Origin of the sequence: Rhizobium rosettiformans W3, assembly GCF_004912135.1 — a bacterium.
GTDB classification, from domain to species: Bacteria; Pseudomonadota; Alphaproteobacteria; order Rhizobiales; family Rhizobiaceae; genus Allorhizobium; species Allorhizobium rosettiformans.
The window spans coordinates 1-13,666 of record NZ_STGU01000031.1; the positions used below are offsets into that span (position 1 = coordinate 1).

Here is a 13,666-nt window from a genome sequence, read left to right on the forward strand (position 1 = left end):
GACGATCTGATCGACAAGGTGAAAGGGCCTCGCTGGAAACAGCGGGGCCTTTTCGCGTCTAGGGTTCGCAGTGTATGGGTGCCGTGCGCGTAAGGGCGGCCCTCCGGCTCGCGCTTATCAAGCCCGCTCGAGGGACTGCTCTTCCGCCAGCCGCAGCAGATCGGTCACCAGATAGCCATTGATCGTCATGCCGCTGAGGTCGCATTCGGCAATCGAGGTGTCGGCGAGGCTCGCAAAGCGGATCGTGCTGCCATTGAAGTCGACATGGGTGACGCTGGCCCCATGCATGACGACATTCTCCATCACCACCGCATTCATCGCGACATTGCGCACGATCATCTGCTCGGCATTGGCGTCGGTCACGAGCGCGCGGCCGAGATCGACATTGCTGAACACGGCCTCTTTCAGAGAGACATCGCTGAAGCGGGATTCGGTCAGGTCGCTGTCGTCGAACTCGGAACCGGGCAGGGCGGCATTGCTGATACGGATCATGTCTGTCCTCCGCGTGGCGCCTTGAGAGTATCAGTCAAACTCGAAAAACAGGCAAGCTGGCTGCAAAGTCCGGCTATGTCACGCGCCATGTCGGGAAATCCCTGACGCATGAGCTGCATGCCACCCATGCAAAGGCTTGCGTTCTAACGCCGCCGCTACGGGGTTACCTTTGAAACTATCCTGATTCGGTTGGCGCGGATATCCGCTGGAAAACATCGGACGAGCGATGATGTCTCTGAGCAGAACTGGCATCCGGCGTGTGGCGCTGTCGGCGTGGTTGCTCTCGCAGGTAACGGTGGCGTCTGCGGGCGAGGGGCCCTTCCTCTGGGTCGCCAGCGGATCCCCCGATGATCTTGCGATTCGCACCGGCCTCGCACTCGACTTGCCTGGTCGCCCGCGCTTCGGGACCGAATCGACGATCAAGGTGTCCACGCCATCTGCAGCCGGAACGGTGAGCCCGCCTTTGCGCATGTGGGGCGAATACGATCTCCTGAAGGGCGGTGGAGCCGCAACCACGCTGGCCCTGCTCGCCAATCCGGCGACCGGCGCTGCCCGTGCCGCGCTGCGCCAGTCGGGAGCGCTTCTCGACAATGATATGGGGAGCGTGTCCGCGACACGGACGATCGAGGCCGGCCGCCGCACCGATGGTGAGCCCGCCTATATCGCCCGACAGGACTTGAGTATGGCCTTCCGCGCCTTCAACGCGACACTCACGGGCGGAGTGATCATGAATAACAAGGCGCCGTTGAGCGCCGAACTGCGGCTGGAGAAGCGTCTTCCGCTCGGCATCAGCCTGAAGGCCACGCTTTCCGATCTCGCCCAGGAGCCCAATGCCCGACTGGATGCCCGCATCAATCGCCGCTGGTGAACGATCCCTTTGGTCGCTTTGGTGAAAAGCAGAAAAAAGACACTTGCCATTCCGGCCCGCCCGTCTTAAAGGGAGCGCCATGCCTCGGACGGGAGCGTTTCTGTCGGAGGCGAGGCTTAGGGGTATAGCTCAGTTGGTAGAGCGGCGGTCTCCAAAACCGCAGGTCGGGGGTTCGAGCCCCTCTGCCCCTGCCATGTCCGCACGGCGCGCCTGAGGGCTGCGACGAGCAAAAAGCACTGGCAAAGCCGAAAAGTTGCAGAAGAGCTTTTCCCTCTTGTGAAAAGGGGAAGGGGTCTTTATGTAGGGTTCAAACAGACACGCGGTGCGTGGGGCTGACCAAGGTCGGCTTTACGCGCCGTAAATGCGTGGGCAATAAATGGCATCCAAGGGTAATCCATTCGCGTTTCTGCAGCAGGTACGCTCCGAGACGTCCAAGGTGACGTGGCCCTCGCGTCGCGAGACCACGATTTCGACGCTCATGGTCCTGGCGATGGTGTTTTTCGCAGCGCTGTTCTTCTTCGGCGCGGACCAGCTGATCAGCTGGTTGCTCGGCCTCGTGCTGAGCGTTGGCAATTAATCGGGCGGAGACGAACATGGCGGCACGTTGGTACATCGTCCACGCGTATTCTAATTTTGAAAAGAAGGTCGCGGAAGACATCGAGCACAAGGCGCGTCAGAAGGGCCTTGAGCACCTCTTCGAAAAGATCCTCGTTCCGACCGAAAAGGTCGTCGAGGTTCGTCGCGGTCGTAAGGTGGACAGCGAACGCAAGTTCTTCCCCGGCTACGTGCTGGTGCGGGCGAACCTGACGGACGAAGCCTACCACCTGATCAAGAATACCCCGAAGGTCACGGGTTTCCTCGGTTCCGACAACAAACCGGTTCCGATCCCGGATTTCGAGGCGGAGCGCATCCTGGGCCAGGTCCAGGAAGGCGTCGAGCGTCCGAAGTCCTCCGTCTCCTTCGAAATCGGCGAACAGGTTCGCGTCTCCGACGGTCCTTTCGCCTCCTTCAACGGGATCGTCCAGGACGTGGACGAAGAGCGCTCGCGCCTCAAGGTCGAGGTCTCGATCTTCGGTCGCGCGACCCCCGTGGAACTCGAATACGGTCAGGTCGAAAAGGTCTGATCGGAGAAAGGGAGGTAACTCCCCGACCCGCGTGGGAGGATGGCGGTCTCTTAAGCCGGACCGTTCAGACGTACCACGCAACCGCAGCCGCCAGCTTCAGGCTGGCATACTGGATCGGGCAACCGGTCTGAAATGAAAGGCAGAGAGTAATGGCTAAGAAAGTTGCAGGCCAGCTCAAGCTCCAGGTCAAGGCAGGATCGGCGAACCCGTCCCCGCCAATCGGCCCGGCCCTTGGTCAGCGTGGCATTAACATCATGGAATTCTGCAAGGCGTTCAATGCCGCCACGCAGGAAATGGAAAAGGGTATGCCGATCCCGGTCGTCATCACCTATTACCAGGACAAGTCCTTCACCTTCGCAATGAAGCAGCCGCCGGTCACCTACTGGCTGAAGAAGGAAGCAAAGATCACCTCTGGCTCGAAGACTCCGGGCAAGGGTGCGAAGGTCGGTACGATCACGAAGGCACAGGTCCGTGCAATTGCCGAAGGCAAGATGAAGGATCTGAACGCCGCCGACATCGAAGGCGCAATGCTGATGGTTGAGGGCTCTGCCCGCTCCATGGGCCTGGAAGTGGTAGGTTGATCATGGCCAAGGTAGCAAAGCGTATTCAGAAGATCCGCGAAGGCGTTGACCCGACCAAGCTGGTCGCCCTGTCCGACGCCATCTCGATGGTCAAGGAACGTGCCGTCGCCAAGTTCGACGAAACGATCGAAATCGCCATGAACCTCGGCGTCGACCCACGTCACGCAGACCAGATGGTCCGCGGCGTGGTCAACCTGCCGAACGGCACGGGCCGTGACGTTCGCGTTGCCGTCTTCGCACGCGGCGCCAAGGCTGACGAAGCCAAGGCTGCTGGTGCAGACATCGTCGGCGCAGAAGACCTGCTGGAAATCGTCCAGGGCGGCAAGATCGACTTCGATCGCTGCATCGCCACCCCGGACATGATGCCGCTCGTCGGTCGCCTCGGTAAGGTTCTCGGCCCGCGTGGCATGATGCCGAACCCGAAGGTCGGTACGGTCACCATGGACGTCACGGGCGCCGTCAAGGCTTCCAAGGGCGGTGCCGTCGAGTTCCGCGTCGAAAAGGCTGGTATCATCCACGCCGGCATCGGCAAGGCCTCCTTCAACGCCAAGGCGCTCGAAGAAAACATCAAGGCTTTCGCTGACGCCGTCGTCAAGGCAAAGCCGGCTGGCGCCAAGGGCAACTACGTCAAGCGCGTAGCGATCTCCTCGACCATGGGCCCGGGCGTCAAGATCGACCCGGCCACCGTCACGGTCGCCTGATCATGAATTCGGCCGGAGCCTCGCGCTCCGGTCCATCAAGTTTCCGGCCTTTCGGGGCCGGAAATGTCTGGTTTTAAACCCAGACACTCCTGTCCGAGATTGTGGGTGGCCCCCGGGCCTTAATGTTCGCCCTCATGAGACGGGTAAGATCCGTATTTAAACGTCTGATGACGTCTTGAAGTTCGGTTCGAGCCTTATTCGCCTTGTGCCTGGAGCGTGCTCCAAGCAGAGGGGACAGGATCCTCAAGCGTCGCTCGGGGTCCGACATGTTTGGATCCCTTGAGGCAAAGGCAAACCCGGTGGGGCCTGCAGGATTGCGGTCCCATCAACTGGAGACAGACAGTGGAAAGAGCGGAAAAGCGCGAATTTGTCACGGAGCTGAACGAAGTCTTCAAGGCTTCCGGTTCGGTTGTCGTGGCCCACTATGCTGGTGTCACAGTCGCACAGATGAACGATTTTCGTTCGAAGATGCGCGCTGCTGGCGGCACCGTCAAAGTCGCGAAGAACCGTCTGGCCAAGATCGCTCTTCAGGGCACGGAGTCCGAAGGGATGAGCAATCTCTTCAAGGGTCAGACGCTGATCGCATACAGCGAAGACCCGATCGTGGCTCCCAAGGTCGTCATGGATTTCGCCAAGACCAACGACAAGATCGTTGTTCTCGGTGGTGCCATGGGCGCGACCACGCTGAACGCTGAAGCAGTCAAGTCGCTTGCGACCCTGCCTTCGCTGGACGAACTGCGTGCAAAGCTGCTGGGTATGATTCAGACCCCGGCAACCCGCATCGCAGGCGTTGTACAGGCCCCGGCTTCGCAGCTGGCGCGCGTTTTTGCGGCCTACGCAAAGAAGGACGAAGCCGCGTAAGGCGGTTTTTCGCTGTTCAATAATCAAACCAGTTCGAACCGAACTCTAAAGGACTAGTAAAATGGCTGATCTCGCTAAGATCGTAGAAGACCTCTCCTCGCTGACCGTTCTGGAAGCTGCTGAGCTTTCCAAGATGCTCGAAGAAAAGTGGGGCGTTTCGGCTGCTGCTCCCGTAGCTGTTGCTGCTGCTGGCGGCGCTGCCGGCGGTGCTGCTGCTGCTGCTGAAGAAGAAAAGACCGAATTCGACGTTATCCTCGTTGACGCTGGCGCCAACAAGATCAACGTCATCAAGGAAGTTCGTGGCATCACCGGCCTCGGCCTCAAGGAAGCCAAGGACCTCGTCGAAGGCGCTCCGAAGCCGGTCAAGGAAGCCGTTTCCAAGGGCGAAGCTGCTGACCTCAAGAAGAAGCTTGAAGAAGCCGGCGCTAAGGTCGAAGTCAAGTAATATCGGAATGTGGCGGGGGAAGTTCCTTCTCCCGCCCGTTTCCTCCGAACATATTACCCAGGAACCGTCTGAAAACGGTTCCTGGGTAATGGGTTCTCAAGAGGATGGTCTTGACCCGCGCGCCCGGCAAACCGGCCGGCCGTCCGGATCTCGAGACGAGATTGAGTGATCCATTTTTTGACGGAGCCGCCTGGCCAGCGGTCACCGTCTGTTGCAGGCCCGGGTGCAAACTGACAAGGAGCGACGATGGCTCAGACCCTTACCTTTAACGGTCGCAGGCGCGTACGCAAGTTTTTCGGAAAAATTCCAGAAGTCGCAGAAATGCCGAACCTCATCGAGGTTCAGAAGGCATCTTATGACCAGTTCCTCATGGTCGACGAGCCGCAGGGCGGCCGTCCCGACGAGGGGCTCAACGCTGTTTTCAAGTCCGTATTCCCGATCACCGATTTCTCCGGTGCATCGATGCTGGAATTCGTCTCCTACGAATTCGAGCCGCCGAAGTTCGACGTCGACGAATGCCGCCAGCGCGATCTGACCTATGCCGCACCGCTCAAGGTCACTCTGCGCCTGATCGTGTTCGATATTGACGAGGATACAGGAGCACGTTCGATCAAGGACATCAAGGAACAGTCCGTCTACATGGGCGACATGCCGCTCATGACGAACAATGGTACCTTCATCGTCAACGGCACCGAGCGCGTCATCGTTTCCCAGATGCACCGTTCGCCGGGCGTGTTCTTCGATCACGACAAGGGCAAGTCCCATTCGTCGGGCAAGCTGCTGTTTGCTGCCCGCGTCATCCCCTATCGCGGTTCCTGGCTCGACATCGAATTCGACGCCAAGGACATCGTGCATGCCCGTATCGACCGTCGTCGCAAGATCCCCGTGACCTCGCTCTTGATGGCGCTTGGCATGGACGGCGAAGAAATCCTGTCGACCTTCTACTCGAAGTCCGTCTACGAGCGTGATGGCAAGGGCTGGCGTTTCCCGTTCAACCCGGAAACGCTCAAGGGCGCCAAGGCGATCTCCGACCTCGTTGACGCCGACAGCGGCGAAGTCGTCGTCGAAGGTGGCAAGAAGCTCACCCCGCGTCTGCTGCGTCAGCTGACCGAGAAGGGCGTGAAGTTCCTCAAGGCTTCCGACGAAGACCTGTTCGGCAATTACCTCGCCGAAGACCTGGTCAACATGTCGACCGGTGAAATCTACATGGAAGCTGGTGCGGAAATCGACGAGAAGTCGCTGCCGCAGATCCTGGAAGCCGGCTTCGACGAAATCCCGATCCTCGGCATCGACCACATCAATGTCGGCGCCTACATCCGCAACACGCTCTCGGCCGACAAGAACGAGAACCGTCAGGACGCTCTGTTCGACATCTACCGCGTCATGCGTCCGGGTGAACCGCCGACCATGGAATCGGCTGAAGCCATGTTCCAGTCGCTGTTCTTCGACGCCGAGCGTTACGACCTCTCGGCCGTTGGTCGCGTAAAGATGAACATGCGTCTCGACCTCGACTGCCCGGATACCGTTCGCGTTCTGCGCAAGGACGACATCCTGGCCGTGGTCAAGATGCTGGTCGAACTGCGTGACGGCAAGGGCGAGATCGACGACATCGACAACCTCGGCAACCGTCGTGTTCGCTCCGTCGGCGAACTGATGGAAAACCAGTACCGTCTCGGCCTGCTCCGCATGGAGCGCGCGATCAAGGAACGCATGTCGTCGATCGAAATCGACACCGTCATGCCGCAGGACCTGATCAACGCCAAGCCGGCTGCTGCTGCCGTCCGCGAATTCTTCGGCTCCTCGCAGCTGTCGCAGTTCATGGACCAGGTGAACCCGCTTTCGGAAATCACCCACAAGCGCCGTCTGTCTGCTCTTGGACCGGGTGGTCTGACCCGCGAGCGCGCAGGCTTCGAAGTCCGCGACGTTCACCCGACCCACTACGGCCGTATTTGCCCGATCGAAACGCCGGAAGGCCCGAACATCGGTCTGATCAACTCGCTCGCAACCTTCGCCCGCGTCAACAAGTACGGCTTCATCGAAAGCCCGTACCGCAAGATCGTGGACGGCAAGGTCACGACCGAGGTCGTCTATCTCTCGGCAATGGAAGAAGCCAAGTACTACGTGGCCCAGGCCAACTCTGAACTGACGGCCGATGGCCAGTTCGTTGAAGAGTTCGTCGTCTGCCGTCACGCTGGCGAAGTCATGCTGTCCCCGCGCGACACCATCAACCTGATGGACGTTTCGCCGAAGCAGCTGGTTTCGGTCGCGGCCGCTCTCATTCCGTTCCTGGAAAACGACGACGCCAACCGCGCGCTCATGGGCTCGAACATGCAGCGTCAGGCCGTGCCACTTCTGCGTGCCGAAGCGCCGTTCGTCGGGACCGGCATGGAGCCGATCGTTGCCCGTGACTCCGGCGCTGCCATCGGCGCCCGTCGCGGCGGCGTGGTCGACCAGGTCGACGCGACGCGTATCGTTATCCGCGCAACGGAAGATCTCGATCCGGGCAAGTCCGGCGTCGACATCTACCGCCTGCAGAAGTTCCAGCGTTCGAACCAGAACACCTGCGTCAACCAGCGCCCGCTGGTGACGGTTGGCGATATCGTCAACAAGGGTGATATCATCGCGGACGGTCCGTCGACCGACCTCGGCGATCTGGCGCTGGGCCGCAACGCGCTCGTCGCGTTCATGCCCTGGAACGGCTACAACTATGAGGACTCGATCCTCATGTCGGAGCGCATCGTCTCGGAAGACGTCTTCACCTCGATCCACATCGAGGAATTCGAAGTCATGGCCCGCGACACCAAGCTTGGTCCGGAAGAAATCACGCGTGACATTCCGAACGTTTCGGAAGAAGCGCTGAAGAACCTCGACGAAGCCGGTATCGTCTACATCGGTGCCGAAGTTCAGCCGGGCGACATCCTGGTCGGCAAGATCACCCCGAAGGGCGAAAGCCCGATGACGCCGGAAGAGAAGCTTCTGCGCGCCATCTTCGGTGAGAAGGCCTCAGACGTTCGCGACACCTCGATGCGTATGCCTCCGGGCACCTTCGGTACCGTCGTTGAAGTTCGTGTCTTCAACCGCCACGGCGTTGAGAAGGACGAGCGCGCGATGGCCATCGAGCGCGAGGAAATCGAACGCCTCGCCAAGGACCGCGACGACGAACAGGCGATCCTCGACCGTAACGTCTACGGCCGTTTGCTCGACATGTTGCGTGGCCAGATCTCGATTGCCGGCCCGAAGGGTTTCAAGAAGGGCGTCGAGCTCACCAACGCCGTCGTCTCCGAATACCCCCGCTCGCAGTGGTGGATGTTCGCAGTCGAAGACGAAAAGGTGCAGGGCGAACTCGAAGCGCTCCGTGGCCAGTACGACGAATCCAAGTCGCGCCTTGAACAGCGCTTCATGGACAAGGTCGAGAAGGTCCAGCGCGGCGATGAAATGCCTCCGGGCGTCATGAAGATGGTCAAGGTCTTCGTCGCTGTGAAGCGCAAGATCCAGCCAGGCGACAAGATGGCCGGCCGTCACGGCAACAAGGGTGTTGTCTCGCGCATCGTACCGGTCGAGGACATGCCGTTCCTCGAAGACGGCACGCATGTCGACATCGTCTTGAACCCGCTCGGCGTTCCCTCGCGCATGAACGTCGGTCAGATCCTCGAAACCCACCTTGCCTGGGCTTGCGCCGGCATGGGCAAGAAGATCGGCCAGATGCTCGAGGACTATCGCAAGCACCTCGACATCACCGATCTGCGCAAGGAACTGACGGAGATCTACGAGTCGGAAGCCCATGACGAAGTGAAGCACTTCGACGACGAAGCGCTGGTCAAGCTCGCCGAAGAAGCCAAGCGTGGCGTATCCATCGCCACCCCAGTCTTCGACGGTGCGCATGAGAGCGACGTCTCGGCGATGCTGAAGCGTGCGGGCCTCAACCCCTCGGGTCAGTCGACCTTGTACGACGGTCGTACCGGTGAAGCCTTCGACCGTCAGGTCACCGTCGGCTACATGTACATGATCAAGCTGAACCACCTGGTCGACGACAAGATCCACGCCCGTTCGATCGGCCCGTACTCGCTCGTCACCCAGCAGCCGCTCGGTGGTAAGGCGCAGTTCGGCGGTCAGCGCTTCGGGGAAATGGAAGTCTGGGCTCTGGAAGCTTACGGCGCCGCCTACACCCTGCAGGAAATGCTGACGGTGAAGTCGGACGACGTGGCCGGCCGTACCAAGGTCTACGAAGCGATCGTCCGTGGCGACGACACCTTCGAGGCCGGTATTCCGGAAAGCTTCAACGTTCTCGTCAAGGAAATGCGCTCTCTGGGCCTTTCCGTCGAGCTCGAGAACTCGAAGATCCTGCCGGAAGAGGGCCAGCTGCCCGACGCAGCCGAGTAAGTTTGACAAAGGCGTGCGTGGTTTTCACCGCGCACGCCATCCCCGGAGTGTCCCGCGGCCAAAATCGGGACGAGAAGGGGAGTTTCGCCGCATTTCGCGGTTATTGTCATTTTGAAGGTCTGGGGCGGCATCCCGGGAATCCGCCGCCACCAAGACCTGATCGAGGGCTCCTAGCCCCAAAAGGAGACAGGCATGAACCAAGAGGTCATGAACCTTTTCAACCCGTCGGTGCCGGCTCAGCACTTCGACAGCATCCGGATCTCGATCGCGAGCCCGGAAAAGATCCTGTCGTGGTCCTATGGCGAGATCAAGAAGCCGGAAACCATCAACTACCGCACGTTCAAGCCCGAGCGTGACGGCCTTTTCTGCGCGCGTATCTTCGGACCGATCAAGGACTACGAGTGCCTGTGCGGCAAGTACAAGCGCATGAAGTACAAGGGCATCATCTGCGAAAAGTGCGGCGTCGAAGTCACGCTTTCGCGCGTTCGCCGCGAGCGCATGGGCCACATCGAACTCGCAGCCCCGGTCGCCCACATCTGGTTCCTGAAGTCGCTTCCCTCGCGCATCTCCACGCTTCTGGACATGACGCTGAAGGATGTCGAGCGCGTTCTCTATTTCGAGAACTACATCGTGACCGAGCCGGGCCTGACCTCGCTCAAGGAAAACCAGCTTCTCTCTGAAGAAGAGTACATGATGGCCGTCGACGAGTTCGGCGAAGATCAGTTCACCGCTATGATCGGTGCTGAAGCCATCTATGAAATGCTGGCCTCGATGAACCTCGAAAAGATCGCTGGCGATCTGCGTTCCGAGCTTGCCGACACCACGTCGGATCTCAAGCAGAAGAAGCTGATGAAGCGCCTGAAGATCGTCGAGAACTTCATGGAGTCGGGCAACCGTCCGGAATGGATGATCATGAAGGTCGTTCCGGTCATCCCGCCGGACCTGCGCCCGCTGGTTCCGCTCGATGGCGGCCGCTTCGCGACCTCTGACCTGAACGATCTCTATCGTCGCGTCATCAACCGTAACAATCGTCTGAAGCGCCTGATCGAACTGCGCGCTCCGGGCATCATCATCCGCAACGAAAAGCGCATGCTGCAGGAATCTGTAGACGCGCTCTTCGACAACGGCCGTCGTGGCCGCGTCATCACCGGCGCCAACAAGCGTCCGCTGAAGTCGCTCTCCGACATGCTCAAGGGCAAGCAGGGCCGCTTCCGTCAGAACCTGCTCGGCAAGCGCGTCGACTATTCCGGCCGTTCGGTCATCGTGACCGGTCCGGAACTCAAGCTGCACCAGTGCGGCCTGCCGAAGAAGATGGCGCTCGAGCTGTTCAAGCCGTTCATCTACGCCCGCCTCGACGCCAAGGGTTACTCCTCGACCGTCAAGCAGGCCAAGAAGCTGGTTGAAAAGGAAAAGCCGGAAGTCTGGGATATCCTCGACGAGGTCATCCGCGAGCATCCGGTTCTCCTGAACCGCGCACCGACGCTGCACCGCCTGGGCATCCAGGCCTTCGAACCGACCCTGGTTGAAGGCAAGGCCATCCAGCTGCACCCGCTCGTCTGCACGGCCTTCAACGCCGACTTCGACGGTGACCAGATGGCCGTTCACGTGCCGCTGTCGCTCGAAGCGCAGCTCGAAGCCCGCGTCCTGATGATGTCGACGAACAACATCCTGCACCCGGCCAACGGTGCACCGATCATCGTTCCGTCGCAGGACATGGTTCTCGGCCTCTACTATCTGTCGATCCAGAACCAGAACGAGCCGGGCGAAGGCATGGCCTTCTCCGACATGGGCGAACTGCACCATGCTCTGGAAAACAAGGTCGTCACGCTGCACGCCAAGATCAAGGGCCGCTTCAAGACTGTCGACGCCGAGGGTAACCCGGTTTCGAAGATCTATGAAACCACGCCTGGCCGCATGATCATCGGCGAACTGCTGCCGAAGAACGTCAACGTGCCGTTCGACATCTGCAACCAGGAAATGACCAAGAAGAACATCTCCAAGATGATCGACACGGTCTACCGCCATTGCGGCCAGAAGGACACGGTCATCTTCTGCGACCGCATAATGCAGCTGGGCTTCACCCACGCCTGCAAGGCGGGCATCTCCTTCGGCAAGGACGACATGGTCATCCCGGAAACGAAGGCGAAGATCGTCGGTGACACCGAAACGCTGGTCAAGGAATATGAGCAGCAGTACAACGACGGCCTGATCACCCAGGGCGAGAAGTACAACAAGGTCGTCGACGCCTGGGGCAAGGCAACCGAAAAGGTCGCAGAGGACATGATGGCCCGCATTAAGGCTGTCGAGTTCGATCCTGAGACCAACCGCCAGAAGCCGATGAACGCCATCTACATGATGTCGCACTCGGGTGCCCGTGGTTCACCGAACCAGATGCGTCAGCTGGGCGGCATGCGCGGCCTCATGGCCAAGCCGTCGGGTGAAATCATCGAGACGCCGATCATCTCGAACTTCAAGGAAGGTCTGACCGTTAACGAGTACTTCAACTCGACCCACGGTGCCCGTAAGGGTCTCGCAGACACCGCTCTGAAGACCGCGAACTCCGGTTACCTGACCCGTCGTCTCGTCGACGTGGCGCAGGATTGCATCGTCAACCTCGTGGATTGCGGCACCGACAAGGGCCTCACCATGACGGCGATCGTCGACGCCGGTCAGGTCGTTGCCTCCATCGGCGCCCGCGTTCTCGGTCGTACCGCGCTGGATGATATCGATCATCCGGTCACGGGTGAGCGCATCGTTGATGCCGGTCAGATGATCCTTGAGCCGCATGTCGTGGAAATCGAAAAGGCTGGCATCCAGTCGATCCGCATCCGCTCTGCTCTGACCTGCGAAGTTCAGACGGGCGTCTGCTCGATCTGCTACGGCCGCGACCTGGCCCGTGGTACGCCTGTCAACATGGGCGAAGCCGTCGGCGTCATCGCCGCACAGTCGATCGGTGAGCCGGGTACCCAGCTGACCATGCGTACCTTCCACTTGGGTGGCACGGCGACCGTGGTTGACCAGTCGTTCCTCGAAGCCTCGTACGAAGGTACGGTGCAGATCAAGAACCGCAACATCCTGCGCAATTCCGAAGGCAATCTGATTGCCATGGGCCGCAGCATGGCGATCACGATCCTCGACGAGCGCGGCATCGAGCGCTCTTCGCAGCGTGTCGCCTACGGTTCGAAGGTCTTCGTGGATGACGGTGACAAGGTGAAGCGCGGCCAGCGTCTGGCCGAGTGGGATCCGTACACCCGCCCGATGATGACGGAAGTCGAGGGTATCGTGCACTTCGAGGACGTCGTCGACGGTCTCTCCGTGCTCGAAGCCACCGACGAGTCGACCGGCATCACCAAGCGTCAGGTCATCGACTGGCGTTCGACCCCGCGCGGTTCGGACCTCAAGCCGGCGATCGTCATCAAGGACGCAAGCGGCAACGTGCTCAAGCTCGCCCGTGGCGGCGAAGCACGCTTCCAGCTCTCGGTCGACGCGATCCTGTCGGTCGAGCCTGGTCAGAAGGTGTCTCAGGGTGACGTTCTCGCACGTTCGCCGCTGGAAAGCGCCAAGACCAAGGACATCACCGGTGGTCTGCCGCGTGTTGCCGAACTGTTCGAAGCCCGTCGTCCGAAGGACCACGCCATCATCGCTGAGATCGATGGTACGATCCGCCTCGGCCGCGACTACAAGAACAAGCGTCGCGTCATCATTGAGCCGGCAGAAGACGGTGTCGAGCCTGTCGAATACCTGATCCCGAAGGGCAAGCCCTTCCACCTTCAGGAAGGCGACTACATCGAAAAGGGTGACTACATCCTCGACGGTAATCCGGCTCCGCACGACATCCTGGCGATCAAGGGCGTCGAGGCACTCGCCTCGTACCTGGTCAACGAAATCCAGGAAGTCTACCGACTGCAGGGCGTTGTGATCAACGACAAGCACATCGAGGTGATCGTTCGCCAGATGCTGCAGAAGGTCGAGATCACCGACAGTGGCGACAGCCAGTACATCGTGGGCGACAATGTCGACCGCATCGAACTGGACGACGCGAACGAGCGCCTGATCGAGGAAGGCAAGAAGCCGGCATACGGCGAACCGGTCCTCCTCGGCATCACCAAGGCCTCGCTGCAGACGCCGTCGTTCATCTCGGCCGCATCCTTCCAGGAAACCACCAAGGTTCTCACGGAAGCTGCGATCGCCGGCAAGACCGACACGCTGCAGGG

General features: G+C 60.2%; 10 protein-coding genes and 1 tRNA gene. 10 read left to right on the forward strand and 1 reads right to left on the reverse strand.

The window, feature by feature from the left end; genetic code table 11:
• Window positions 1–117: 117 nt before the first annotated feature.
• Entirely contained in the window at window positions 118–492 is a 375-nt protein-coding gene (locus FAA86_RS23375) for a pentapeptide repeat-containing protein (protein ID WP_113462461.1), read from the reverse strand.
• Between the two features lie 229 nt (window positions 493–721).
• Here FAA86_RS23375 and FAA86_RS23380 point away from each other — a divergent pair, with 229 nt between their 5' ends.
• The 10 genes from FAA86_RS23380 to rpoC all read left to right on the forward strand — a co-directional run.
• Window positions 722–1,360: a hypothetical protein gene (locus tag FAA86_RS23380; protein ID WP_136543629.1), complete on the forward strand. Its 639-nt coding sequence runs from the start codon at window positions 722–724 to the stop codon at window positions 1,358–1,360.
• A gap of 118 nt (window positions 1,361–1,478) precedes the next feature.
• Window positions 1,479–1,554: transfer RNA gene (locus FAA86_RS23385), tRNA-Trp, on the forward strand.
• A gap of 182 nt (window positions 1,555–1,736) precedes the next feature.
• Window positions 1,737–1,937, forward strand: a complete 201-nt coding sequence (gene secE, locus FAA86_RS23390; protein ID WP_054149598.1) for a preprotein translocase subunit SecE — start codon at window positions 1,737–1,739, stop codon at window positions 1,935–1,937.
• Between the two features lie 16 nt (window positions 1,938–1,953).
• Complete coding sequence (gene nusG, locus FAA86_RS23395; protein WP_113462463.1) at window positions 1,954–2,484, forward strand: transcription termination/antitermination protein NusG; 531 nt, start codon at window positions 1,954–1,956, stop codon at window positions 2,482–2,484.
• A gap of 149 nt (window positions 2,485–2,633) precedes the next feature.
• On the forward strand, window positions 2,634–3,065 hold the full coding sequence (gene rplK, locus FAA86_RS23400; RefSeq protein ID WP_006728786.1) for a 50S ribosomal protein L11: 432 nt from the start codon (window positions 2,634–2,636) through the stop codon (window positions 3,063–3,065).
• 2 nt (window positions 3,066–3,067) lie between these two features.
• Complete coding sequence (rplA, locus tag FAA86_RS23405; protein ID WP_136543631.1) at window positions 3,068–3,766, forward strand: 50S ribosomal protein L1; 699 nt, start codon at window positions 3,068–3,070, stop codon at window positions 3,764–3,766.
• A 342-nt stretch (window positions 3,767–4,108) separates the two neighbouring features.
• Complete coding sequence (gene rplJ, locus FAA86_RS23410) at window positions 4,109–4,627, forward strand: 50S ribosomal protein L10 (RefSeq protein WP_113462465.1); 519 nt, start codon at window positions 4,109–4,111, stop codon at window positions 4,625–4,627.
• Between the two features lie 61 nt (window positions 4,628–4,688).
• A complete protein-coding gene (gene rplL / locus FAA86_RS23415; RefSeq protein ID WP_113462466.1) occupies window positions 4,689–5,072 on the forward strand; it encodes a 50S ribosomal protein L7/L12 in 384 nt (127 codons plus the stop codon).
• A 246-nt stretch (window positions 5,073–5,318) separates the two neighbouring features.
• The gene (gene rpoB, locus FAA86_RS23420; protein ID WP_136543633.1) at window positions 5,319–9,452 is read left to right on the forward strand and encodes a DNA-directed RNA polymerase subunit beta; all 4,134 of its coding nucleotides are present in this window, start codon (window positions 5,319–5,321) and stop codon (window positions 9,450–9,452) included.
• Between the two features lie 192 nt (window positions 9,453–9,644).
• Window positions 9,645–13,666 (forward strand): DNA-directed RNA polymerase subunit beta' (gene rpoC / locus FAA86_RS23425; RefSeq protein WP_136543635.1); only part of this gene is annotated, 4,022 nt, incomplete at its 3' end.